Source organism: Streptomyces sp. enrichment culture (assembly GCF_964273145.1).
Lineage (GTDB): Bacteria > Actinomycetota > Actinomycetes > Streptomycetales > Streptomycetaceae > Streptomyces.
The window spans coordinates 4,820,922-4,845,165 of sequence record NZ_OZ186873.1; the positions used below are offsets into that span (position 1 = coordinate 4,820,922).

At 68.1% G+C, this 24,244-nt stretch carries 18 protein-coding genes and 3 pseudogenes; 15 read left to right on the forward strand and 6 right to left on the reverse strand.

What is annotated here, in order from left to right; translation table 11 throughout:
• The first annotated feature begins 16 nt into the window (after window positions 1–16).
• Both ACSU6Z_RS21825 and ACSU6Z_RS21830 read left to right on the forward strand, forming a co-directional pair.
• Complete coding sequence (locus ACSU6Z_RS21825; RefSeq protein WP_437047990.1) at window positions 17–3,748, forward strand: trypsin-like peptidase domain-containing protein; 3,732 nt, start codon at window positions 17–19, stop codon at window positions 3,746–3,748.
• Window positions 3,749–3,998: 250 nt separating this feature from the next.
• Window positions 3,999–4,955 (forward strand): bifunctional riboflavin kinase/FAD synthetase, encoded by a 957-nt coding sequence (locus ACSU6Z_RS21830; RefSeq protein ID WP_437047992.1) that lies wholly within the window; start codon window positions 3,999–4,001, stop codon window positions 4,953–4,955.
• Window positions 4,956–5,035: 80 nt separating this feature from the next.
• Here ACSU6Z_RS21830 and ACSU6Z_RS21835 read toward each other — a convergent pair whose 3' ends face one another.
• Window positions 5,036–6,190: an AAA family ATPase gene (locus tag ACSU6Z_RS21835; RefSeq protein ID WP_437050417.1), complete on the reverse strand. Its 1,155-nt coding sequence runs from the start codon at window positions 6,188–6,190 to the stop codon at window positions 5,036–5,038.
• A 126-nt stretch (window positions 6,191–6,316) separates the two neighbouring features.
• Here ACSU6Z_RS21835 and ACSU6Z_RS21840 point away from each other — a divergent pair, with 126 nt between their 5' ends.
• Window positions 6,317–7,015 (forward strand): hypothetical protein, encoded by a 699-nt coding sequence (locus ACSU6Z_RS21840; RefSeq protein WP_437050536.1) that lies wholly within the window; start codon window positions 6,317–6,319, stop codon window positions 7,013–7,015.
• A 750-nt stretch (window positions 7,016–7,765) separates the two neighbouring features.
• On the opposite strand, the pseudogene ACSU6Z_RS21845 reads toward ACSU6Z_RS21840, so the two are convergent.
• From ACSU6Z_RS21845 to eccE, 3 genes and pseudogenes are all read right to left on the reverse strand, one after another.
• Window positions 7,766–7,879: pseudogene (locus ACSU6Z_RS21845) on the reverse strand (SCO5717 family growth-regulating ATPase); the annotation flags it as partial.
• A 203-nt stretch (window positions 7,880–8,082) separates the two neighbouring features.
• Window positions 8,083–8,931 (reverse strand): hypothetical protein, encoded by an 849-nt coding sequence (locus tag ACSU6Z_RS21850; RefSeq protein ID WP_437047994.1) that lies wholly within the window; start codon window positions 8,929–8,931, stop codon window positions 8,083–8,085.
• Window positions 8,931–10,253 (reverse strand): type VII secretion protein EccE, encoded by a 1,323-nt coding sequence (gene eccE, locus ACSU6Z_RS21855; RefSeq protein WP_437047996.1) that lies wholly within the window; start codon window positions 10,251–10,253, stop codon window positions 8,931–8,933. Before eccE ends, ACSU6Z_RS21850 begins: the two co-directional genes overlap by 1 nt.
• 477 nt (window positions 10,254–10,730) lie before the next feature.
• Here eccE and eccB point away from each other — a divergent pair, with 477 nt between their 5' ends.
• From eccB to ACSU6Z_RS21905, 10 genes are all read left to right on the forward strand, one after another.
• The gene (eccB, locus tag ACSU6Z_RS21860; protein ID WP_437047998.1) at window positions 10,731–12,338 is read left to right on the forward strand and encodes a type VII secretion protein EccB; all 1,608 of its coding nucleotides are present in this window, start codon (window positions 10,731–10,733) and stop codon (window positions 12,336–12,338) included.
• A gap of 248 nt (window positions 12,339–12,586) precedes the next feature.
• On the forward strand, window positions 12,587–12,898 hold the full coding sequence (locus ACSU6Z_RS21865) for a WXG100 family type VII secretion target (RefSeq protein ID WP_358785646.1): 312 nt from the start codon (window positions 12,587–12,589) through the stop codon (window positions 12,896–12,898).
• 102 nt (window positions 12,899–13,000) lie between these two features.
• The gene (locus tag ACSU6Z_RS21870; protein ID WP_358785645.1) at window positions 13,001–13,285 is read left to right on the forward strand and encodes a WXG100 family type VII secretion target; all 285 of its coding nucleotides are present in this window, start codon (window positions 13,001–13,003) and stop codon (window positions 13,283–13,285) included.
• 296 nt (window positions 13,286–13,581) lie between these two features.
• Entirely contained in the window at window positions 13,582–14,838 is a 1,257-nt protein-coding gene (mycP, locus tag ACSU6Z_RS21875) for a type VII secretion-associated serine protease mycosin (protein WP_437048000.1), read from the forward strand.
• 73 nt (window positions 14,839–14,911) lie between these two features.
• On the forward strand, window positions 14,912–15,262 hold the full coding sequence (locus ACSU6Z_RS21880; protein WP_437048001.1) for a hypothetical protein: 351 nt from the start codon (window positions 14,912–14,914) through the stop codon (window positions 15,260–15,262).
• A 1,045-nt stretch (window positions 15,263–16,307) separates the two neighbouring features.
• Window positions 16,308–16,511, forward strand: a complete 204-nt coding sequence (locus tag ACSU6Z_RS21885; protein WP_437048002.1) for a hypothetical protein — start codon at window positions 16,308–16,310, stop codon at window positions 16,509–16,511.
• Window positions 16,512–16,876: 365 nt separating this feature from the next.
• Complete coding sequence (gene mycP, locus ACSU6Z_RS21890; protein WP_437048004.1) at window positions 16,877–18,145, forward strand: type VII secretion-associated serine protease mycosin; 1,269 nt, start codon at window positions 16,877–16,879, stop codon at window positions 18,143–18,145.
• Between the two features lie 631 nt (window positions 18,146–18,776).
• Complete coding sequence (locus ACSU6Z_RS21895; protein ID WP_437048006.1) at window positions 18,777–19,088, forward strand: WXG100 family type VII secretion target; 312 nt, start codon at window positions 18,777–18,779, stop codon at window positions 19,086–19,088.
• Complete coding sequence (locus ACSU6Z_RS21900; protein WP_437048008.1) at window positions 19,088–20,056, forward strand: WXG100 family type VII secretion target; 969 nt, start codon at window positions 19,088–19,090, stop codon at window positions 20,054–20,056. The genes ACSU6Z_RS21895 and ACSU6Z_RS21900 overlap by 1 nt, the downstream gene beginning before the upstream one ends.
• Entirely contained in the window at window positions 20,053–20,715 is a 663-nt protein-coding gene (locus tag ACSU6Z_RS21905) for a hypothetical protein (protein ID WP_437048010.1), read from the forward strand. Before ACSU6Z_RS21900 ends, ACSU6Z_RS21905 begins: the two co-directional genes overlap by 4 nt.
• A 131-nt stretch (window positions 20,716–20,846) precedes the next feature.
• Here ACSU6Z_RS21905 and ACSU6Z_RS21910 read toward each other — a convergent pair whose 3' ends face one another.
• The gene (locus ACSU6Z_RS21910) at window positions 20,847–21,068 is read right to left on the reverse strand and encodes a transposase (RefSeq protein WP_437048011.1); all 222 of its coding nucleotides are present in this window, start codon (window positions 21,066–21,068) and stop codon (window positions 20,847–20,849) included.
• A gap of 511 nt (window positions 21,069–21,579) precedes the next feature.
• Window positions 21,580–22,384: pseudogene (locus ACSU6Z_RS21915) on the reverse strand (transposase family protein).
• Between the two features lie 202 nt (window positions 22,385–22,586).
• Between ACSU6Z_RS21915 and ACSU6Z_RS21920 the strand changes: the two are divergent.
• Together ACSU6Z_RS21920 and ACSU6Z_RS21925 are read left to right on the forward strand one after the other, a co-directional pair.
• Window positions 22,587–23,336 (forward strand): transposase, encoded by a 750-nt coding sequence (locus ACSU6Z_RS21920; protein WP_437048012.1) that lies wholly within the window; start codon window positions 22,587–22,589, stop codon window positions 23,334–23,336.
• Window positions 23,337–23,430: 94 nt separating this feature from the next.
• Window positions 23,431–24,235, forward strand: a pseudogene (locus ACSU6Z_RS21925) (transposase family protein).
• Window positions 24,236–24,244: the final 9 nt, after the last annotated feature.

The following is a 24,244-nucleotide window of genomic DNA, read 5'->3' on the forward strand; positions in this document are numbered from 1 at the left end:
GCGGGGAGGCTCGACGATGACGTCGCGGAACCGGTCCCGAGAGGAGCGCGCGCCCCGCTTCGGAGCGGCCGAAGGGCTCGGGCCCCGGGGGCACGCCTCCGACGCCGCCCTGGTCCGCATCCACGACCCGGCCGGCCGCCTGCGCGGCACCGGATTCGCCGCCGACCACCACGGCACGGTGATCACCAGCCACGAAGCGGTCGACGGCCTGCCCCGCCTCGCCCTGTACGGCGCCGGCGCGAGCGCCCGGGTCGTGACCGCCGACGCGGTGACCCCGCTGCCCCACAGGGGCCTGGCCCTGGTCCGCGCCGAGGGCCTGGACGCGGCGCCCCTGCCCGTCACCGTGCGCGACCGTATCGAGCCCGGCACCTATGTGCGGATCGCCGCGGGCCGCTGGCGCGAGGCGCGGATCCTCGGGAGCGGCGAGGTGACGTACACGGCCACGGACCGCTCCCACCTCCTCGGCGGGGCACTGGACCTGGCGGTCGGCACGGCGGGGCGGGACGCGCTGCGGCCGGGCGGGGGAGCGGCCGGGGGACCGGTGGTCGACACCGCGACCGGTGCCGTGGTCGGTGTCCTCGGCACCGCCCTGCGCTCCGGGCCGCGTGAGGCCTGCTTCGCCGTGCCGCTGCTCGCCCGCGCCCCCGGCCCCGCCGGGGCGGGACGCCGCGGGCACGCCGACGGTCCGCTCGCCGACCTGCTCGCCGAGAACGCGGCGACGGTCCCGGCATACGGCGCCGACCTCAACCTGGCGGGCGTCCTCGAACTGACGGCCGCCTCGGCCGGCCGGGACGGCCCGCCGGGACCCTTCGGCCCGGGCGGCACCGCGGTCGAGCCAGTCGAACGGATGGGCGTCGTCCGGGAGCTGTGCGCGTTCGCCGGCGGTCCGGCGTCCGTCCTCGGACTCGTCGGGGCGCCCGGCAGCGGCCGTACGACCGCCCTCGCGGCCCTCGCCGCCCGCCGGCCCCCGGGCCGGGCACCGCTCCCCGCGCTGTGGCTGTGCGGTGCCGACCTGCGGGACGACGACACCTCGGTCGCCGACGCGGCGCACAGGGCGCTGGCCCGCGCCGCCCGCGTCGTGACCGCCCCGGACCGCGCCTTTCCCGTCGGCCCGGGTGAGGTCGCCCCGGAGCACCTGGCCCGGGCCGCCCGCACGGCGGGCCGTCCCCTGCTGCTGTTCCTGGACGGCCCCGAGGAGGTGCCGCCGCTGCCGGCCCGCCGGCTGCGCGAGTGGACCGAGGGGACGGTGAGGTGGCTGCGGGAGACGGGGGCGCGGCTGGTGGTCGCGTGCCGGGCGGAGTACTGGGAGTGGGCGGGGGCGCAGTTCCCGCGGGAGACGCTGTACGGCGCTGGAGGTGCGGTCGAGGCTGGTGGTGCGGCCGGTGCCGGGGATGCGATCGGGGCCGGGAGCGCGGCCGGAGCGGTGAATGTGTCCGGGGCCAAGGGGGTGACCGGGGCCGGGACCGGAGGCGTGGCCGGGAGCGGGACCGGGACCGGGGAAGCGTTGCGGTCCGGGGAGAGCGCGCCCCTCCCGGCCGTCCCCGGCGGCCCGCCGCCCTGGTTCTCGCTCCGGCCCCTGCCGCCCTGCGTTCCCCTGGGCGACCTGACGGAGGAGGAGGCCCGGCGGGCGCGCGCCCGGTACCGCGTCCCCGAGGGAGTCCTGCCGCAGGCCGACGCGCGGCATCCGCTGACGCTCCGGCTGCTGTCGGAGGTGTGTGCCGCGCTTCCCGGGGGCCGGGGCCCCGTCCGCACCGACCGGGACGAGGTGTTCTCGGCCCACCTGGACCTGATGTGCCTGCGGATCGCGACCCGCCTCGCGGCGGAGAACGGCCTGCGCGGCACCGCCGTCCGGCGGCTGGCGGCGAAGGTCGCCGGGCAGGCGCACGAGGCCGCCCGGCGCAGCCTGGGCCCCGGGCAGGGCACGCTGGACCGGGAGGCGTTCGCTTCGGTGTTCCCCTGGGGGCGGGCCCCGGCGCGGCTCGGCGGCGGCACCGGCTGGGCCTTCGCCGTCCTCGCCGAGGGCCTCCTCGTGCCCGCCGCGAGCGGCTACCGGTTCGCCCACGAGGAGTTCGCCGACTGGATCCAGGGCATCCACCTCGACCTGGACGAGGCGTTGCGCGTCCTGGTGCACCACCGCGCCCCGCGCGACGGGCACGGCGCCCGGCCCGTCCCCGTGCCGTACCACCGCGTCGGCTCCGTCGCCGAGGCGATGCTGCACCTCGCCCGCCACCGGGGTGGACGCCAACTCGCAGACAAGCTAGAGGATTTGGTGTGCGCGATGGAGACCGGCCCGCACTCCTGGTGGGCGGCCCGGCTGCTGGGCGAGGTCCTGCCGCGCGTACCCGACGCGTCGCCGTACGCGGACGTCCTGCGGCTGCTCGCCGACCGGATCACGGCCTGGCGCGCGGAGGACCGCCCCGTACCGGAGGAGTTCGGCCCGGACTTCTGGGCCGCGCTCGCCCTGCCCCGGGACGTCCGCGCCGATCTGCTCCGCCGCCTGGTCCTCGCCGACGGGCCTCCGCACGAGCCCGGACCCCGCTACCTCGGCACCGCGGCCCGGCTGCTCGCCGACGACCCCGGGGCCGTACAGCCGCTCCTGATCCGCTGGTTCGACGACGAGCGGCCGCTGCCCCGCGCCCCGCACGCCACCGTGGCCACGGCCGCGCAGGCCCTGCTGCACACCCGGCGCCACCTCGCCCTGGACGACCTCGTCGAGGCGCTCGCCGGCAGCACGAACCGGCGGGCCGGGGAACTCCTCACCGTCCTGGCGGAGGAAGAGCCGTCCGCCCTGTGCCGGGCCGCCGTCCGGTGGGCGCGCGACGAGCGCCCCGCCCGGCGCGTGGCGGCGGTGACGTACGGGCTGCGCGCCGCCCCGCACGTACGCGCCGGCGCCGACCGCGACCTGCTGCGCCACGCCGCCCTCCACCTGCTGGACCGTCCCGAGGACACCGTCCTGCACGGCGGCGCGCTCGCCCTGCTCGTCCAGGACCCGGACGCCCGCGCGCAGCATCTCCCGCGAGCCCTGCGGCACTTCGCGGCGGGCGACCCCTACCTCCCGCCGGTCGCGATGGCCGCGGCCCTGCCCACCCATCCGCAAGCCGTCCTGGAAGCCTTCCGGGCCCGCCTGCGCGGTGCCGACGCCGGGGAGGCGCTGCGCAGGCTCGCCGACGCCGCCACGCCGGACCTCGCCGGCCGGGTCGCCGAGGTCCTCGGGGAGGCCGTGGCCGAGCGCCCGGAGAACGTCCGCCACGTGGCCGCGTACGTCGAGCAGCGCCTCGACCCGCGGGAGCCCGCCGGAGCCGGTGCCGGTGACGTCCGCGCCGTACTCCTGCCCCTGGTCACCGGCCTCCTGGACGGCGGCCCCGAGCCCGTGCGGGCCGCCCTCGCCACCGTGCTCGCCACCCCCGGCGCCCCCGCCTCCGGCCCGCTGCGCGGCGAACTCCTCGACGTCCTGCTGGCGCGTGAGCGCGACCCCGCCGTCCTGGACGCCCTGCTGCGCGCCGCGGCCCGCCACGACGGCGACGACCTGCGCGGCCTCGTCCACCGCACCGCCTTCCTCCTCGTCCGCACCCCGGACGGCGCCGCCCGCTTCGACCGCGCCCTGGCCGACCTGGGCCGCCACGTCCCCGGCTTCGCCGCCCGCGTGACCGGCTGGCTGGCCGACGCCCCGGGGGAGTGGGCGGTGCTGGTGGGGCCCGGCACGCGCCGGACGCTGGAGAGCCTGGCGGGCGCCCGGGTTCCCGTATGACCGGACGGCTGCACGGGGCCTTGGACCCCGGACGGACGCACGGCGGCCAGATGTCCGAACGGACGTGCGGACGCACGGGTGCCGGACGTGTGACGGGCCCGGACGGCCGGGCCCCGGCCGGGTGCGTGCGCCCGGTCACACCGCCCATGCCGGTGCGGGTGGGAGGGGTGCGGCATGGCACCCTTAGACCTGCGTAGAGGCGTAAATCACGGACACGGGTTCGACGAGTACTCGACAAGGAGCAGTCACAGTGCAGCGCTGGCGTGGCTTGGAGGACATCCCCCAGGACTGGGGGCGCAGCGTCGTCACCATCGGCTCCTACGACGGTGTGCACCGCGGGCACCAGCTGATCATCAAGCACGCCGTGGACCGCGCCCGCGAGCTGGGCGTGCCCGCCGTCGTCGTGACCTTCGACCCGCACCCCAGCGAGGTCGTGCGCCCCGGCAGCCACCCGCCGCTGCTCGCCCCGCACCACCGCCGCGCCGAACTCATGGCGGAGCTGGGCGTGGACGCCGTCCTGGTCCTCCCCTTCACCGCGGAGTTCTCGAAGCTGTCGCCGGCCGACTTCGTCGTCAAGGTCCTCGTCGACAAGCTGCACGCCAAGGCCGTCGTCGAGGGCCCCAACTTCCGCTTCGGCCACAAGGCGGCCGGGAACGTCGAGTTCCTCGCCGAGCAGGGCAGGACCTACGACTTCGAGGTCGAGGCCGTCGACCTGTACGTGAGCGGCGAGGCGGGTGGCGGTGAGCCGTTCTCGTCGTCCCTGACCCGGCGCCTGGTCGCCGAGGGCGACGTCACGGGCGCCGCGGAGATCCTGGGCCGTCCGCACCGGGTCGAGGGCGTGGTGGTCCGGGGCGCCCAGCGCGGCCGCGAGCTGGGCTTCCCGACGGCGAACGTCGAGACCCTGCCGCACACCGCCATCCCCGCCGACGGCGTCTACGCCGGCTGGCTGCACGCCCAGGGCGAGATGATGCCCGCCGCGATCTCCGTCGGCACGAACCCGCAGTTCGACGGCACCGAACGCACGGTGGAGGCGTACGCCATCGACCGCGTGGGGCTGGACCTGTACGGGCTGCACGTCGCGGTCGACTTCCTGGCCTTCGTCCGCGGACAGGCGAGGTTCGACACGCTGGAGGCCCTGCTGGAGCAGATGGCCCACGACGTCGAGCGGTGCCGGGAGCTGGTGGCCGCGGCCGGAGGGCGGGCCTAGGCAGGCCGAGGTCGTCCACGAACGCCGGAGGGCCGGCACCATATGGTGCCGGCCCTCCGGCGTTCGTGGACGATCCGTCGTTATTGCTGTGTCCAGCCGGGTGGTACGACACCGTGCTGCGGCTGGTTCTGCTGCGGATCCTGCGACGGCGGTGCGGACTGCTGCTGCCAACCCTGGCCCGGTCCCGGTTGCTGCTGCCAGTCCTGGCCCGGCTGGGGGGCACCGCCGGGCGGGGTGTAGGGCTGCTGGGGCGGAGACACGAATCCCTGCTGAGGCTGTCCCTGCGGGGGCGCGAATCCTTGCTGGAGCTGCTGGTGCGGCAGGTTCGGGTTACCGAAGCCCTGTTGCGTACGGGCGATGTCCTCGGCGACGAGGGCGGCGAGATCGAAGTAGGCATCACGCGTCTTGGGACGCATCATGTCGAGGTCCACCTCGGCGCCTGCCGCGAGGTGCTCGTCGAAAGGGACCACGACGACACCGCGGCAGCGGGTCTCGAAGTGCGCGACGATGTCCTCCACCTTAATCATCTTGCCCGTCTCGCGAACACCGGAGATCACGGTGACCGACCGCTGGACGAGATCGGCGAACCCGTTCGCCGACAGCCAGTCGAGCGTGGTCGAGGCGCTGCTCGCGCCGTCCACCGAAGGGGTGGAAATGATGATCAGCTGGTCGGCGAGGTCGAGGACCCCGCGCATCGCGCTGTACAGCAGGCCGGTCCCCGAGTCCGTGAGGATGATCGGGTACTGCCTGCCCAGCACGTCGAGCGCGGCTCGGTAGTCCTGGTCGTTGAAGGTGGTGGAAACCGCCGGGTCCACGTCGTTGGCGATGATCTCGAGCCCCGACGGCGCCTGCGAGGTGAAGCGGCGGATGTCCATGTAGCTGTTCAGCTGCGGGATCGCCTGCACCAGGTCGCGGATGGTGGCGCCTGTCTCGCGCCGGACCCGTCGACCGAGGGTGCCGGCGTCCGGGTTGGCGTCGATCGCCAGGATCTTGTCCTGACGCTCGGTGGCGAGCGTGGCGCCGAGCGCCATGGTCGTCGTGGTCTTGCCGACACCGCCCTTGAGGCTGATCACCGCGATCCGGTAGCAAGACATGACCGGCGTACGGATCAGCTCCAACTTCCGCTGCCGCTCCGCCTCTTCCTTCTTGGCGCCGAACTTGAAGCGGGACGGGCCCGTGTTGTTCTTGCGTGCCTTGGGCTGATGGCGCAGCAGCCGGTCGGAGGTGAGCTCCACGGCGGCGTTGTAGCCGAGCGGGGTGCCGGGTGCGGCCTGCTGCTGAGGGGCACCGGGCCCACCGGGCTGAGGACCGGCCGGAGCGGTCCAGCCTTGGTTGTCGTAGGCGGTGGGCGGGACAGCGGGATGCTGCTGGGGCTGGGCAGGCGGCTGCTGCGGGGGAGCCGGCTGGTGGGGTGGCTGCTGCTGGGGCTGGACAGCCTGCGGGTAGCCGTAACCCGCTTGCTGAGGTGGGTAACCGTAACCGATGTACCCGGGCTGGGGCGCCTGCTGCGGGTAGCCGTAACCGGCGGGCTGCGGCTGTCCGGGATAAGGCTGCGCGGGGTGAGGGGCCTGCCGCGGGTCGACCGGTACAGGCTGTCCGCCCTGCGCCGCCGGGTAACCCGGGTGCGGCTGCTGTCCCGGATGACCGGGCTGCTGGACCGGGCCGAACGAGCCCTGTGGAGGGAACTCATGTCCGGGCTGTCCGGGCTGAGGCTGAGGGTAGCCGTATCCGGCGGGCTGCCCGGCTGCGGTCTGCGGGCCGACGGCCGGGGCCTGCTGGTACGGCTGCCCTGCCTGTTGCGGTACTCCCTGGACGGGCTGTGCGGGCACGAACCCCTGCGGCAGCGGCGGGAGTCCCTGGTCGGCTTGGGGCGGCGTGGGGACCTGCTCGGCGGGCTGCGGCTGCTGTTCCGGCGCCGCGGACGCGGGAGCGGCAGGCACGGCCTCGGGAGCGGCAGTCACCGGCTCTGCACCCGCCTCTGCCCCGGCTTCCGCCGTCGTCGGCGCGGTTTCGGATTCGGTCTGTGTGACGGAGTCCGCGTCGGACCGGACGTCCGCTGACTCGTCGCCCTGCGTGCTCGGCACGGACCCGGCGGAGTCACCCGGCTCCGCCTCGTCGCTCCGCTCCTCCTCCGGTTCCCCGTCGTCATCGGCACCGCCGAACAGCCGCGCCGCCTCGGCATCGGCGGCAGGGTCGACCACGACTTCCGGCTGCCCGGCTTCCGGCTGTGAGGGCATCGGCTGTGCGGGGGCGGGCTGTTCGGGCGCGGCGGCCGCCGCGGGGACACCCGTCGCCGGGGTGGCGGGCTGGGACGGACCGCCCTGGGCCCCCTCGTCGGCCGGACGCAGCACGGGGAAGCCGGGCGCGGTGGGGGACGGGGCGGACGTGTGCTGCTGGGGCGCTCCGTAACCACCCGGCGTGTCCTGGCCCGGCTGTGGCGCACCGGTTCCGGTTCCCGACCGCTGGGGGTAGCCGTATCCGCCGGGCGCGGAAGCGGTGCCCGGCGCCGTGGGCTGCGGAAATCCGTAGCCACCCGTGGCAGTACCCTGCTGGTCCGCGCCGGGTGTGCCCTGGGGCTGGGCGGGCTGCGTGGATTGCGCGGGCTGAGGCAAGGGCTGCGCGGATTGCTGCGGTACGCCCTGCGGCTGCGGCTGCGGCTGCGGCTGCGGCTGCGCCGGTGCGGGAGCGTGCGGTGCGGGACCGCCAGGCGGCCCGGTGGGCGAGCCAACGGGCGGTCCGGTCGGGGGCGGCGGCGATGTGGATCCGGCGTCCTGCTGTCCACCGGCCGCGGAGCCACCGGTGCTTTGGGCGTACCAGGCGGGAGGCGTGTAGACGATTTCGAACTCGCCGGTGAGATCCACCTCGTGATCGTCCCCGTCCGAGGAAGGGCTGCCGCCGTTGTACTCGGACCGATCCCTGTTCACTGCTTGCCTCCTGGTCAGCCACTGCTGCTGAGCTGGTCGTCATCGCGGCCGGGCGGACCGAGTGGCGAGTCCCACGCGACTGCGATCGTCACCGCACCATCAGAAGCCTAATCACTCGCCTGGCGGGACGGAAAAGCCCCACGGCGCGATCGGAAAGACCCGACGGGCGGTCGGCGGGCACCGCTCCCGGAGACAACGGCACGTCAGTCCATACGGCGCGCCGCGCCGAGCAGGCCCGTCTCCGCATCGGTGGGTTCGGTCATGACGAACTTGTAATGCTTACGGGTGCACCACAGGGCGACGCCGTCGTGAAGGGTCGACAGGTGCTGGAGATGCTCCTCCGGGATGCTCAGCGTGTCGCGCACGACCTCGGTCTCGTAGGGCGAGATGCGTTGGATCCCGACCAGATGGGCCTGGGCCAGCCAGCGCGGCGCGTGCTCGCTGACGAACGGCAGCACCGTCACCACGGCCTGCCACGGCACGGAGGTCACCCGCCCGCGCGGCGGACGGATGCCGCAGTCCCGGAACAACACCACCGGACTGGAGACGGAGGGCCCCTGCGCGGGCACCCGCCCCACCGGATAGACCGTCACGCACTGCTGGCCACCGCCCGCCGTCTGGGCCAACTGCTGCCAGGCCTGCGGACGACCGGTCTCGACCCCCACGCGCGCTCCCGTCGCGGCGGCGCGCAACGCCAGCACCTGGGCGAGCCACAGACCCCCCACGAGGACGATGTCGAAGGCGGTCGGACGGGACAGGCCGAGCACGGCCGGCTGTGATTCCGGGTCGGTGCCGATGACCACGCCGTCGTCACCGATCGGCATGCTGATCGCCGCGAGCTCGTCGGCGGTGACGACATGACGGTTCCGACGCGGCCCGCGTAGCCCGAAACCCGGGCTGAAGATGCGACGTTGCTGCTGCTGCGGCGTCTGCGGCTGCCGGACGACGGGAATCATGCCCGTGTCGGTGGGCGATGCCACATGCGCGGGCGTGCGTCCCGAGGCGGACCGGCCCTGCTGTCCCGGGGGCATGGTCGAGGCGGGATGGGACATCAGTTCGTACCTCCGAGCGGCAGAGTGGCGAGAGCACCGGGGACTTGCTCCCGGTCGAGACGGACCAGACCGACCTTCGCGGCACTCGCGGCCCGTTCCAACTCGCGCCCTACCTCGACGAGTTCGCTGTCGCCACGGGCGGTGACGCGGATATGCCCGGCCAGAGAGACACCCCGGTTGCCGGCCTTGCTCAGAGTCATGCTGAACGTCGTGGCGAGCACCGGCAGCGAAGTGAACCGTGTGACCAGTTCGGGCAGCGTCACACCGCCGTTCCCCAGCTGAGGCCAGCGGGAGACCCAGTACGTCGTGTGCCACCGGTCGTCGACCCGCCAGCTCCGTGCCGACTCGACCGTACGCCGCTGGGGGGAGCGCCCATCCTGGGCATGCTGCGCGTTGACCCGCGGGTTCAGGCAACTGGACGTCGCCAGCGCCTGCACCAGCTCGTTCTCGTCCAGGATGGTCGCCTTGAAGCCGGCCCCGGCCAGCCGGCTCACCAGCTGGTCCGCCACCCGCAACAGCGCGCGCTGCGCCCCGGGAACGCCGTCCCCGCGGGCCTGGACCGCCTCCGGGCACAGCTCCGGGTCGAGTTTGAGGGCGACCCAGGTGAGCCGGAGTGCGGGAGAACCGGCCTGTGCCTGAAGAGGACCGTACGACCGCGCGGCGACGGATTGCGGGGGCAGATGAGGTGCGGGCGCCGGCTGGGTGTGCTGCACGACTTGCGCGGAAGCGAGACGGATCCCGTCGACCTCCAGGGCGTCCTGGATCAGCCGGAGCGGCAACTGACGGCCGGCGGAGCCAGGGCGCAGCGGCTGGTCTCCCGGCTGTACGAAGAGCACGGCGGTCAGGAAGGTCCCGTCGCCGATCATGCCGATCGAGCGATCGTCACGGGAGACGAAGTTGTACGTCCGCAGGGCGGGGTCGCACTCCACGGCAGGCACCAGCATCGGGTCCGTCCCGGGTGGGACGGGCAGCTTGGCCTCGCGCCGGCGGCGCTTCAGCGCGCGCGCCGTCTCGTACCACTCGGGCAGCGGACGACTGCCCCGGCGCAGGACCGCCAGGAGCAGCAGTAGGGCCGCCACGACACCGGCCGGGGCCAGCAGCCAGGACACGTCGGCGGCCCAGGCGACCAGCATGATCGCCGCCGCGAGTTCCACCAGGATGAGCTGCTGCAGTCGCACCGGGCCCAGACCGCCGGGACGGGGCAGCGTGCGCGGCGACGCGGCGGCGGGGGCGGACGGAGCGGCCGACGTGCGTCTGCCGCTCGGATCCCCCTGTTGCTGCTGTGCGCGGCGTCCGCGCCGAGTGCTCGTAGCGCTGGTCATCCCCCGGGACATCCCTTTCGCGAAGTAGTGGCCGTTCGCCGTGCGGGATCGTCTGCCCGAGATCCCGGCGACGGGCCAGGGGCACCGACGGCCCACATCATCCGTGCGAGTGGCTCACGGTACCCGCTGCGGAACGTGAGGTGACACAGGGGACACCGAAACCCCGGGTGGCCAGCCTGTCACGGACCGGTCTCGCATGGTGGAGCGTTGAGGTGAAGCTCTGTGAAGATGCGGGGTCCGCCGTGGACCTGTTGGGCCACCGTTCCGCGGCGCAGGGCATAGTAGGTGCCTGCGCGGCCGAATCGGCTTTTCGAGCCCGATGATTCGAGCACCGGCTTTCCGAGCCCGATGACCGAGCACGAGGGAGCCGTGGCCCGCCCACCGAGCAGGGCCGAGCGCTCGGCCACGATCGAGCGCCACGACCACGATCGAGCATCACCACACGATCGAGATCACACAACGGGAGAAACGGGGACCATGGCAACGCGTCGGGATGAACTCGCCGCCTACACGTTCGCTCGCAAGCGCACCGTCGCGGCGTTCCTGGCGCCGTCGCCGGGCGGTTCGGAGGAAGGCGCGCCGCGCCCGGTCCGTACGGTGATGCCCAGCCTGGCGGTCGGTGTCGTCCTGGTGGTGGGCTTCATCGCCTGGGGTGTGATCAAGCCGGCAGCGCCCAAGGGCTGGGACACCCCTGGTGAGCACATCATCGTCGACAGCGACTCCACGACGCGCTACGTCGTCCTGAACGACGCGACGTCGAACGGCAAGAAGGTCCCGACGCTCCACCCCGTCCTTAACTACGCCTCCGCCAAGCTCCTTCTGGACAAGGGTAAGGGCAGCGTCATCGAGGTCCCCGGCAAGGAGATCGACAAGAGCGGCATCCCGCACGGCGCGACCCTCGGCATCCCGTACGCCCCGGACCGGTTGCCCTCCAAGGACGACGCCGAGAAGCCGAAGACCTGGGCCGTGTGCGAGCGCCCGGCCCCGGGGTCGGAAGGCGCCATCGACCGCGCGGTCTTCGTCTTCGATGCGGAGGACGCCAAGTCGCTCGGCAACGCGGGCAAAGTCGATTCCCGCGAGGCCCTGTACGTCGTCGACTCCAGGACCTCCCGGGAGTACCTGGTCGACGGCAAGGGGAACCGTTTCCTGCTGGGCGGTGAGCCGGACATCGACACCACCACCATGGAGCAGCTGCGCGCCGCCGTCATCGGCACCACGGCCGAGCCGCAGCCGGTGAGCCAGGAGTGGCTGCGCACCCTCAATGAAGGCGGGGCCATCACTTTCCCGGAGGTCCCGTCCGCCGGTGAGCCGACCTGGGTCCGAGGGCTCCCCGCCGAGGCGGGCACGGTGGGCCGGGTGCTCAAGGCGCGGGACGCGCAGGGTGAGCAGTACTACGTCGTCCTCAAGGACGAGGTCGCCGCCATCACGCCCTTCGTCGCCGACCTGCTCAAGGCGTCACCCTCCGCCAAGCTGGCGTACGGGACGGACGGGATCGACGACATTCAGGTCGACACCCCGGACATCATTGCGGCCAACGGCGGCCCGGCGGACAGTTTCTACGCGGACAAGGGCTGGCCCCAGGCCGTTCCGCGGCAGGCCAACCCCGCGGCCACAGCGACCGGTGAGGCCCGTACCACCTCGTGCAGCGTCTACAACGGCACCATCGGCGCGGACAAGAAACCGCAGCTTGCCGCCTGGGCCGGCAAGGCTTATCCCAAGAGGGTCATCGCCGATTCCCTGAGCGCCTACGTCTCGTCCGGCTCCGGGCTGCTCTTCCAGGAGGTCACCGGTGCGGCCGGGGGAGGTGGTGCGACATACCTGCTCACGGATACGGGCCTGCGGTATTCGCTGCCGTCGAACAACGACAGCGAAGCGCAGGAAAGCGGCAGCGGTTCGGCTTCGTCCTCGTCGGGGGACGAGGCATCGGGCGGCTCGCAGGGCCCGAGCGAGACGGACAAGGCGCGCACGCGGCTGGGTTACGAGGACGTCTCCAACCCTGCGATCGTGCCGCAGTCGTGGGCGACATTCATCCCGAAGGGGCCCACTCTGGACACGGGCAGCGCGGCACAGCCGCAGAGTCAGTGACGGCGGAGCCGTGAACGGCGCCCACTGGCGATCGCTCAACGTTCCTGCGTCCAGCGGTACTTGAGAGGGGCACGGCCCGCGGATCACAGGGTGATCGCTCAAGTGTGTGAGCCCTGTAACTGATTGGTCGGGCCTGTGGTCGAGGGGTGGGCTGACGATAGAGTGATTGCAGCGCTCAAGCGCGTGAAGCTTCTCCGGGCACCGGTACTGGTTTCCCGGATCAACGACGACATGGGGGAAGGTTCATCATGGCCGGCCAGTTCCGGGTAACAGAGGACGAACTCAGCAAGCTCTCCGGTGACATCAACACCGTGAACGGTCAGCTGCAGGGCGAGATCCGCCGGCTCAACGGAGTGATCGACCAGATCGCCGGCGGCTGGCAGGGCCAGGCGGCGAAGTCCTACCACCAGCTGCAGGAGCGCTGGAACGCGGACGCGAAGAGGATGAGTGACATCCTCAACGACATCAGGGAAGCCGTGGACTCCACGCGGAGCAACTACTCCGCGTCGGAAGAGCAGCAGAACGCCGAGATCAGCAAGATCATGTCTGACTTCGGCTGATCGAGTCACCGGATCCAGCGGTTCGCCGGCTCTTTTTTGATCTCGGTCTATCTCGGCCGCTCTCTACCGACTTCCTACGACTCTTCCTGAAAGGGAACGACGATGTCGATCCTCGTCAATTACGCAACCATCACCAACGCCTCCACGGACGTGCGCACGACCGCCGGTCGTATCAAGCAGCAGCTCGATGACCTCGAGGCCGCGGTCAAGCGCGTCGCCAACACCTGGGAAGGCGAGGCGCAGGAGGGTTACCAGCGCAAGCAGCGCGAGTGGGACCAGACCGCCGCGGACCTGCACGCGACCCTGCTGAAGATCGCCTCGGCGCTGCAGAACGCGGCTGAGAACTACCAGGCCACCGAGAAGAGCAACGCTCAGACCTGGGGCTGAGCGCCCGCCGGCGACCCGAGGGGCATGAGATGAAGAGAATCGGCCCAGCCGACGCCAAGGCGTCCGCTGGGCCGAGCTCTGCTTCAGGGCTTTACATGATCCTCCCGGGACCGTATGCATCACATCCCGCAGGTATTCGTACCCGCCGACACATCCGTCACGCACACATGATCCAGCTTCGAAAGAAGCAAGGAAGCCCTGGGGGCCTGAACATGGGGGGCCTGAACGTGAAGGGCCGGACCGCCCGCTCACGCAGCCGTAAGAGTGGAACCCGCGCACTACAGCGGGTTTTCGGCGTGCTCGCGGCCACCGGCATATGCTGTGCGGCGGTGCTGCCGGCGACGGCGGCACCGGCGGATACGGTGATGCCCACCCGCCTCACGGCTTCCGGCGCCGGTGGCTCCGGAAGCCCGGACTTCGGCCTGTCGGCCAGCACGGAATGTGTCTTCGGAGGCGACGTCATCAAGCCGACGCCGTGGTCACTCCAGCGGATTCTCCTGGACCAGCTGTGGGGACAGGCGACGGGCAAGGGCGTCACGGTCGCGGTGATCGACACGGGCGTCGACGACTCCAACGTCCAACTGCGCAGCGCCATGGCCTCCGGTGGCAAGTCTTACGTCGGCGGCTCCGCGAACGAGGACCTCGAAGGCCACGGCACCCGGGTCGCGGGCATCATCGCCGCCCGTCCGATCAAGGGGACCGGTTTCGTGGGCCTGGCCCCTGACGCCAAGATCCTCTCCCTCCGCTACACGGGCGGAGAGGAGAAGCAGGGCAACTCGCGGACCATGTCCCAGGCGATCCGCGACGCGGTCGCCAAGGGCGCGAAAATCATCAACATCTCTTCGGACACCGCGAACAAGGAAGACAACACGGAACTGCGCAACGCCGTCGCGGCGGCCGTGAACGCAGGCGCCCTGATCGTGGCGGCCGCCGGCAACGACGGAGCCGACGGCAATTCCGCGAAGACCTACCCCGCCTCCTACCCGGGTGTCCTGGCGGTGGCAGCCTCCGACCGTAACGACGAACGGGCCTTCTTCTCTCAGGCGGGCGACTTCGTGGACGTCGCGGCACCGGGCGTCGGCATGGTCTCCACCGTTCCCAAGGGAGGCCAGTGCACCGCCGACGGCACGAGCTTCGCGGCTCCGTACGTCGCGGGCGTCGCCGCCCTTCTGAAGGAGAAGTACCCCGCCTGGAGCGCGGCCCAGATCGCCACCCGTATCGAGGAAACCGCCCAGCGCCCGGGCCGCGGCCCCAACCGCTTCATCGGCTGGGGCGTCGTCGATCCGGTCGCCGCCCTCTCGGAGGAGTCCACGCCGGGCACCTCTCCGAAGCCCGACCCGCCGGTCGAGGCAGGCTCGGGTGGGGTCATTCCCATGGCGGTGACCATGGGGGAGAGCGAGGCGGAACGGGAACGCCGGACAGCGATCTACGTGCTGGGCACGGGGCTGGCCCTGGTTCTGGTGATCGCGGGGAGCGGGGTGGCTGTGCGGGACTGGCGTAGCAGACGGGGTGGCCGAAGCGGACGAGCTGGCCAGGCTGGGCGATTGGGTTAACCCGTCCGGGTGAATGACTTGGTCACCGATCAGGTGCCGACAACTTGAGAAACAGGGGAGAGGACAACGGGGTATGAGCAACGGAATGCGGGTTGACCTGAGCGCGCTGGATGAGGTCATCCGCAAGCTCTGGTCATTGCTGGACGACATGGACAAGGCAGGGCAGACGTCGCGGTACAACACGGAAATCCCCGTCAGCGCATTCGGGAGGAGCGACACCTTCCTGGAAGCGGGTGATCTCTTTAACGCTCACAAGGAAGCGAAGAGCGATCTTGAGGGTGCGATCAAGGGGCTGCACGACCTGATCGACAGGTTCGGCAAGAGCACCTCCAAGGTGAAGGACAAATACACCGAGCAAGAGTACGCGAACAAGCGCCAAATGGGTGGTGACACGGGGGGATCGAACGGCGAATTTGCAAGGTAGTCGGATCGAGAATCACCTGTTAAGGGAGGAGTTCAAGTGGCCGGTGACAAAAACCTGCCTGAGCCCGTGATTGTAAGTGACGTCTGCGTTGCAGACCCGGATCGGCCTCAGACTAAAACCCAATTCATCAACTACTCGCTCAAAGAGCTCAAGCAGATGCTTGAGGGAACCAATCCAGGCTTGATTGAGGAGACGGGCCGTCACTGGGGAAAGGTTAATGAAATCCTTGCCGGTGGTGAAGGAGGAGGTATTGCTGGCCTACTCGATAAGTCGGTCGACAATGTCCTGGAGCACTGGGAAGGGGAAGCAGCCCAAGCGTTTGAAAGAGAGGCGCGCAAGATCGCACAGAGCCTCCGGAATGTGGCTTGGCATGCAGATCTCAACAGTTCTCAGATGACTGACGCCGCCTCGCAGCTAAGCAGGTACAAGGCGCAGTTGGACGATATTAAGGAGCCCAGCGGCTGGGCTAAGCTGGGTGATGCTCTCAGTGACTGGAAATGGGATAATGGGGAATCCGTAGCTAACGATCTCCAAGATCGCAAGCTGACCGCGCAGGAAGTAGCGGAAATTAACGAGGGTAAGATCGGCGCAAGTCGAGAGGCTCAACTCAATGGCGTTGCTGTCATGGAGAACCTGGGCGCTCAGTACACGCGTATCGCAGGAAATCTGCAAAGAAATCGGGTAAAAGATTCCGGAGACGGGCACGTCGGGGAACCGAATCGCGACGTTGAGTACCCACCACCTGTTACCCCTGGTGGTGGTGGAGCGTCTCGACCGGGCGCCTCAGTATCGGGTAGTAAGCCTTGGAGCGCAGGCCCTACCGCCAGCGTCAAACCAGCCCCAACGGTGCCTCGTGGACAGGGCATCACGGGAGGCACGCAACTCCCGACAGCTAAGACTAAGGTTGACAGCATTTCCCCAGGTCTAACAGGGGTTGGCCCAGGTACCAGCGCCGGCGGTCCCAGTGTCGGTGGCAGCGGTGTCGGGACTGGTGGAGTTCAGGGGCCAGGTATCGTGGCTCCTAGTGGAGGAACCGGTGTCGGCCGTGGTGCCATGGCTGGGCGAGGTGGCATTGGCGTTGTGGGCGGCCGGGGCGGCATGGCCGGTGGTGGGGCGGCAGCAGGGCGTGGTGCTGGAGGACGAGCTGGTACCGGCGTTATGGGGGGTGCGGGAACCGGTGCGGCTGGCCGCAGTGGCGCTGGTGCTGGCGGCCGTGGAGCTCTCGCTAAGTCCCGCGGCGGTGTGGTAGGCGCGGCCAAGGGGATCACTGGCAAGGGAGCCGGTGGCGGTGGGGGTCTACACGGCAGCCGTGGTGGAACCCAGCATGGCGCCATGGCTGGCGGAATGGCTGGCGGTATGGGGGGCCGCAACGGTCGACGGCCCAATGACGAAAACAGCCAGGGGGAGCGTCCCGACTACTTGGTCGAAGACGAGGAGACCTGGATCTCGGAAGAAGACCGCAATCGGAACGTACCGCGGACTATCGAGTAAACACACGAGCGAGCCGCACGCAGAAACGTGCGGCTCGCTCGCATACAGGCTGGCGGAATCAGTCGTAGTTGAGTGAGGAGCAAGGAAGTGATTTTCAAGCGAGCTTGGTCTACGACGGGAGTCGTGGCGCTGACAGGAGTTTTGCTCCTCACTACGGCCTCCACTGCCTCGGCAGACTATGTTAGAGATCAACAATGGGCCTTGAACGCATTTGCAGCGGAAGATGTCTGGGCTGAATCCCAAGGGCAGGGCGTTACCGTTGCAGTTGTCGACTCTGGAGTCGACGCTAGTCACCCCGATTTGAGTGGCCAGGTTCTTGAGGGGAAAGATTTTACAGGCGGAGGGAACGCCCAAGAGGATATCATCGGTCACGGAACGAAGATGGCAAGCATTATCGCTGGTCATGGGCACGGTGCGGGAAATACCTCTGGTGTGATTGGTCTTGCGCCGAAAGCTAAAATTTTGCCGTTGCGCACCCTTCAAACGAGAGAAGATAGGAATCTGGATGAAACGTGGGGCGCTGCAGTTCGATATGCAGTAGATCAAGGTGCAAAGGTTATCAATCTTTCTTTTGGTAATGATGGCGGTGGTAAGACTCTGAGCGCGGGTCGCGATGCCATCGCGTATGCGCAAGCGCACGATGTTGTAGTTGTTGCGGCCGCAGGTAATGAAGGATCTGTTGCTGTCAGTGAACCAGCAGCACTTCCCGGAGTTGTATCTGTCGGCGCTGTAGATGAAGAGGCCAACCTTTGGAAGGATTCTAATACTGGAAAGGGGCTAACACTTACAGCGCCAGGCGTGAAAATTGTTGGCGCAAATAAAACAATGCCCAATGGATACGGTGTGTCTAGCGGCACCTCGGAGGCTACAGCCTATGTATCCGCCGCTGCCGCTTTGGTCCGCTCCAAGTACCCTGGCCTTACCGCAGGCCAAGTAATCAACCGTCTTATCAGGACAGCCACCTTTGCGCACCATAAGGGGCTGACCGCGCCCGACGAAGAATACGGTTACGGGATCGTTCGTCCTTACTCGGCGCTCACGATAGACATTTCTGCTGACTCAAAGGAGAATCCTCTCGGCCAGCTCCAGTCGACCAGTTCCAAGACTTCGGACACCTCGCCCCAAGCCGGGAAGAGGGAATCCTCTAGCAATAACACCCTTATCCTTGTTGGCAGTATCGCGATAATTGTGGTCATCGGCGCGATTGCCTTCGTCGTGTCCCGCGGTCGCCGCAAAGGTAACGGAGGATCCGGCGGTGGAGGCCCTGAATTCCCCAGGCACTCATCTGTTCAGCAGTCGTACCCCACTGCTCCCAACCAGGGGTATCTAGCTCCTCCGGGGCAGCCGCACCAGGATCCCTACACCCAGCAGCCCCCGCATCAAGGGCAGTAGGAACCCCCCTTCGTAAGGGCTGCGGATTGCCGACGAAATGGTGCTGACTATCACAAATCTTTTCGTCAACGTCTTGCTCGATATTGCGGCTCTCTCCTCTGGGTTCTCATCATGGCATCGGTCATGTCTGGCGAATTCCTATGGCTGGCACTGCTGAACGATGCATATCTCTAAATTCAGTCGGATCTAATTGGCCGCTGAGGGGCCGGAAGCAACGGTACTGCGATAAATGGGCTCGAGAGCGGAAAGGGGGCCGCTTTGGTGGGTGCCGTCAGTCTTGCCGTCTTCACGGTCTTCGCGATGACACGCGGTCGTCGCAATTCGACACCAATCCAGTCAATCCTGGGGGCGGAGCTCAGCACCCCATATAGGCTAATCGCCCCAATAATCGATCTATCCAACCACTCAGCAGCGATATATCCCCGCTACTCTTCCATGACAAGGACACCCAACTATGATAAATCATCCACTGTGTCTCCAGCGGAACTGGCGGCCCTTGGGCCGCTCACATATCAGGCAAACATGGGGGTGAGCTCCTGTGGTAGCAGTCCACGTCTTCGTGATTAAATAAGCTTATCGTAGTTGGTAGAAAGACTGCCGCCGTCCAGCTATAGGAACGACGAGGGGACTTATGAGCGGGGGATTCCATGTCGAGGGTGACGCTCTGCGTAAGTACGCGAAGGCTGTGGAAGCTGCAGCTGGCCGGATCGATGGCATCCGCGCCCGTACGCAGCAGATGGAGCTGACGCAGCAGGTGTTCGGGAAGCTGCCTCAATCGGACGAGCTGAAGGCCGACTACGACACTCAGCGCGAGGAGTCCGGCAACGACCTCATCAGTGCTATCGAAACGCTGTACTCGATAGCCGACGCGCTCAAGAATTCCGCAGCCGCTTACGACGACACAGAGGAAGACAATAGGGGCATGATGGGCGGAGTTTACTGATGGGAACGGGACAGGCGGCGGGCGATGTCCTGAGCCGGATCAACTTCGTCCTGGACTGGAGTAACCCGCTTGCTGGTGTTCTCGATGAGATCATTCGGGGAATTATCAAGCAATTCAATTTGGACGAATTGCTGGAGCAGGTCAGCGGAGACAACGAGCTCCTCACCGAGACCACGATCCAGTGGCGCAAGGCGGCCAATGATCTACGTGGTGTCGCCGAGGACCTGGTTGCCGACCGCCGTGCGCTGGCTGCCCAGTGGCAGGGCGAAGCCTTTACAAAGTTCGACGCCATGATGACCGAGTTCGAGGAAGCTCTCAGGGGCGAAGCTGCGGACATGGACACCATGGCAGAGCTCCTAGAAATGGCGGCCCAGGAATGTGCAGCCGCCGAGCAGTTGATGCTCGAGCTAATCGTCGAGATCGTCGAGGCGGCACTCGCGGCCGCCGCAACCACCGCAATCCTTTCGCTCCTGACGGCGGGTGCAGCGGCGGCCATCGGTCCACTCATCGCGACTGCGGGCATCGCTCACAAAGCGGCGAAGGCCGTGAAGATCACCGCGAAACTGGCGGACGCTTTGGCAGACATCGCCAACCGCATGCAATTGCTGCGCAAAATGGAGAAGGCTCGGGATGCGCTACGTAAGGGACCCAAGTACTTCAGTGGCGGCCTCAAACGCTACATAAAGAAAGTGGATGAACAAGGCAATCCAATTGCTGAGCGCAATCCCAATGACCTGGCCTTGTGGGTGGGTTACAAAGTTGTCAAGAGCGGCGTGAAGGGCGTCGTCAAGGACGCTTTTGGCGCGGACCCGGTAGGGGCGGTTCAGGGGAGTCTGCTGGAGGACGGGCCAGGGGTGGCAGAGGAGCGTTACGAGTACCACCAGCGTCCTGATCCGCAGCGTTTTGAAAAGCGTACGGATGTGACTCCTTCGGGTGCGGCTAGGACAGTGAGGGACGACTTCGGGTGAGCCGAACGGATCAGGCGGACTTCGTCCGTGAAACGGTTGAGCGGGCCAGGGCGTTGGTGCCAGCGGGTGAAGAACTGCGCGCTGATAGCGGGGCCAGTTTGGCGATGCGGTCGCCGTCGCCCGGCTATTTTCGCCGTCCGCGCGTTCTTCGATCCGAGCGCCGTACGCTCGGTGGTTGGTTTTTGATCCCGGTGAGCTGGCTCTTGAGGCTTTTTACGGCCACCTCTTGGAACCCATTCGAGTGGCTGGTCGAAGCGTTCACGGAACGTGAGGAGAAAAGGCCGGGAAAGCCGTTTCACGGCGGCTGGAACAGCTTGGCCGGCCATCTGGCCCGCAGCTTGGTGCCCCGGACGAAGAACCCGGCAAATCCGGCGACCGTGGTGATACAAGTGACCGACCACTGCCTGCACATTGTGTACGTGTCCCGTGTGCGTTCCTTCACCGGCAAGCCCGGCCCTATAGAAGCGGGGTGGGCCACGGATATTCGTAATGTGACCTGGATTCGGGATCGCAGCGACATAGTGGGCGGCGACCATGAGATCGGTTTCATCGATGGCTCCTGGTGCACGGTCAACTTCTGGGGCGAGGAGTGGAGCCGGATGTTGGATGTGTTTCCGATCCGGTTGAGCCACCTTGATCCGATTCCGAACCCGAGATGATTATCCAGCTTTGAGTTGGTGACAGGGCCTTTTCTCCAACTTGCTATTGGTCAGAAACTCGTGGGTTTCTCTTCCAGGGTGTAACGGGTGGCGGGATTGCCGAAGTAGCCGCGGGCGATGTGCGGCTGGCGTTAGTGTCTGCGGAAGAATCGGCGGGTCTCGGCGGCGAGTTCGGTCTGGTTCCGGGCCCGGTGCTGCTTGGGCATGATGTGCTCGAGGGCGGCGTTGACCGGCTCGTCGGGGTTCAGCTCGGGCGAGCACGACGACAGAAAGTGCAGCTCGACGTCGTCGGGGTGGGTGGTGAGCCAGTCGCGGACCTTCTTGGAACGGTGGACGGAGCGCCTGTCGACCACGAGGTGGGCTTTTGTGGTTGAAGTGGCCGATGAGTCGACCCAGGAAGCGGTACATCACCTCGGCGGTGAAGCTTCTCGCCGATGACTACAGGAACATCCTGCTTGGCGACGCGCACACGGTGACATTCACCGCTCCCTCGCTGTCCACGATGAAGAGTGGGGCAGACCTCGAGCAGGGGACTGTGGCTGCCTCGATGTGCAACGACTTCGGGTGAGGAGAGAACCACATGACGAGCCCAACGGCGGCACCCGATATCAAGCAGGTGCTGAAGCACAACAGACGCGTGTAGACGAGGCACGTCGCAGGTCGTGTCGCTCTCGGTCTGGTCCTGATCGCGCTGTCGTTCGTGCTGCACGCAGCGGGAGTCCCAGACTCCTTTTTCACAGCGCTTCCCGTCCCCGCCGGTTTTTTCGTCCTGCTGTTTCTGTTTCTTCGGACCAGGCACGGACGGCGTCTTGAGGTTGATCCCCGGGAGTGGACACCGGGTTTCATGCGATGAGTGAACGTCTTTCATCCTGAATAGTCGCAGGTCAGCAGGGTGTGGACGGCTTGGACGATCGTTCCGATGCGGCGTGTGGAGCATCTGGCCCTGCGCAGGATCTGCCAGGTCTTGAGGTGGGCGAAGGCTCGTTCTCCGGGGGCCCGGAGTCGGGCGTGGTCGCGGTTGAACTGCTGGTAGTGCTCGGGTTGTTCGCTGTGGTGGTAGTAGGGGGTGCGGAAGGTGGCGCCGGCGCCCTGGTAGGCGCGGTCGGCGAGGACGAGGATCTGCCGGGTGAGGCAGGCTTGGACGATGCCGTGGGCGCGGGCCGCAGTGAGGTCGTGGGTGCGACCTGGAGTCGCGCGGGAGAACCAGAGCGGGGTGCCGTCCGGCCGTGCGATGACCTGGACGTTCATGCCGTGCTTGCGGTGTTTCTGGGAGTAGTACGGCTGGTCCGCGGCGACGCGGTCGATGGGGATCAACGTGCCGTCGACGATGACGAAGTCTCCCTCGCCCAGGCCGACGAGGGCCTCATGCAGGCCGGGCGCCCAGGCGGCCAGAACCTCGAGGGTCTCGTCCACGTACCGCCAGGCGGTCGCTTCGGACACGCCGAACCCGGCTCCGACCCGGGCGAAGGTCTCGTTCTTGCGCAGGTGGGCCAGCGTCAGAAGGGCCTGCTTGAAGCAGCTCAACCGTCGCCAGGGCGAACGCAGTTCACGCCTTCGGGCGTAGATGAGCCACGAGACGTGCTCGACCAGCTCGTGCGGGACGTCAAGCATGGAAGGATACGGAACCAACGAAGCCCCCCGGCGTCGGCGTGATGAGTGAGATCACCACACCAACGACGAGGGGCTTCGCCACGTCACCACCCCACCTGGCCAGGTCGTTCTACTCCTCAAGCGCCAGGATGAAAGACGTTCATTGAGCCTTTTCAGTGTGGCCACCGATCGGGTGATGACCTTGGTGCCCGCAACGGACAGGGCTCCCGTGCCGTTGGGTGAGGTGTTCGAAGTCTCAACCTGCCGGTCCAGGAGCCCTGTTGGTTCCCTATCCTGCCGCATTCGACCTGCCTCATGCGCTGGTCGAGTGGGTCACGATGCTTATCGTCACCCGTGAGGGTGACCGCCGCTGCAAGCTCCCGCCGCACCAGCGCGCCCTCGTCGCTCTCGCCTACCTGCGCAAGCACGACACTCTCGCGCAGATCGCCGCCGGGTTCGGCATATCCGTCGGCACCGCCCACGCCTACACCACCGCCGTCGTGCGGCTCCTCGCCGACCGGGCGCCGGGCCTGCTCAAGACCCTGCGCGAGCACGACCCGGACTACGTGCTCCTGGACGGCACCCTCAGCGAGTGCGACCGCCTGGGCGACGGACGCGCCGATTACTCCCACAAACACCGGCGTCACGGCGTGAACGTGCAGGTCGTCACCGATCCCGAAGGCCAGCTTCTGTGGATCTCGCCGGCCTTGCCGGGCCGTGCTCACGATCTGACCGCCGCACGCACCCACCGCATCATCCGAATCTGCGAACGCCAGGGCGTCCCGATCGTCGCCGACCGCGCCTACATCGGCGCCGGCTCCGGGGCCACCACCGCCATCCGCCGCCCGCCCAACGGCGAACTGTCACCGACAGAACGGACGCTGAACCGGGCACTCGCCCAGGCCCGAGCTCCCGTCGAACGAGGCGTCGCCCGCCTGAAGGCCTGGCGGATCTTTCGCCGGAGCCGCTGCAGCCCCAACCGCATGACAGACATCGCCGCCGCGGTCCTCACCCTGGAGAGGCAACGCTGAAAAGGCTCATTGAACGTCTTTCATCCTGGCGCTTGAGGAGTAGAACGACCTGGCCAGGTGGGGTGGTGACGTGGCGAAGCCCCTCGTCGTTGGTGTGGTGATCTCACTCATCACGCCGACGCCGGGGGGCTTCGTTGGTTCCGTATCCTTCCATGCTTGACGTCCCGCACGAGCTGGTCGAGCACGTCTCGTGGCTCATCTACGCCCGAAGGCGTGAACTGCGTTCGCCCTGGCGACGGTTGAGCTGCTTCAAGCAGGCCCTTCTGACGCTGGCCCACCTGCGCAAGAACGAGACCTTCGCCCGGGTCGGAGCCGGGTTCGGCGTGTCCGAAGCGACCGCCTGGCGGTACGTGGACGAGACCCTCGAGGTTCTGGCCGCCTGGGCGCCCGGCCTGCATGAGGCCCTCGTCGGCCTGGGCGAGGGAGACTTCGTCATCGTCGACGGCACGTTGATCCCCATCGACCGCGTCGCCGCGGACCAGCCGTACTACTCCCAGAAACACCGCAAGCACGGCATGAACGTCCAGGTCATCGCACGGCCGGACGGCACCCCGCTCTGGTTCTCCCGCGCGACTCCAGGTCGCACCCACGACCTCACTGCGGCCCGCGCCCACGGCATCGTCCAAGCCTGCCTCACCCGGCAGATCCTCGTCCTCGCCGACCGCGCCTACCAGGGCGCCGGCGCCACCTTCCGCACCCCCTACTACCACCACAGCGAACAACCCGAGCACTACCAGCAGTTCAACCGCGACCACGCCCGACTCCGGGCCCCCGGAGAACGAGCCTTCGCCCACCTCAAGACCTGGCAGATCCTGCGCAGGGCCAGATGCTCCACACGCCGCATCGGAACGATCGTCCAAGCCGTCCACACCCTGCTGACCTGCGACTATTCAGGATGAAAGACGTTC

Bases quoted from the DNA above. Each gene is read 5' to 3' on its own strand.
- ACSU6Z_RS21865 (WP_358785646.1), top strand. From the start codon at position 12,587: ATGGCCGGCCAGTTCCGGGTAACAGAGGACGAACTCAGCAAGCTCTCC.
- ACSU6Z_RS21870 (WP_358785645.1), top strand. From the start codon at position 13,001: ATGTCGATCCTCGTCAATTACGCAACCATCACCAACGCCTCCACGGAC.
- ACSU6Z_RS21880 (WP_437048001.1), top strand. From the start codon at position 14,912: ATGAGCAACGGAATGCGGGTTGACCTGAGCGCGCTGGATGAGGTCATC.
- ACSU6Z_RS21850 (WP_437047994.1), bottom strand. From the start codon at position 8,931: ATGTCCCATCCCGCCTCGACCATGCCCCCGGGACAGCAGGGCCGGTCC.
- ACSU6Z_RS21825 (WP_437047990.1), top strand. From the start codon at position 17: ATGACGTCGCGGAACCGGTCCCGAGAGGAGCGCGCGCCCCGCTTCGGA.
- ACSU6Z_RS21895 (WP_437048006.1), top strand. From the start codon at position 18,777: ATGAGCGGGGGATTCCATGTCGAGGGTGACGCTCTGCGTAAGTACGCG.
- eccE (WP_437047996.1), bottom strand. From the start codon at position 10,253: ATGACCAGCGCTACGAGCACTCGGCGCGGACGCCGCGCACAGCAGCAA.
- eccB (WP_437047998.1), top strand. From the start codon at position 10,731: ATGGCAACGCGTCGGGATGAACTCGCCGCCTACACGTTCGCTCGCAAG.
- ACSU6Z_RS21900 (WP_437048008.1), top strand. From the start codon at position 19,088: ATGGGAACGGGACAGGCGGCGGGCGATGTCCTGAGCCGGATCAACTTC.
- ACSU6Z_RS21840 (WP_437050536.1), top strand. From the start codon at position 6,317: ATGCTGCTGGGGCTGGGCAGGCGGCTGCTGCGGGGGAGCCGGCTGGTG.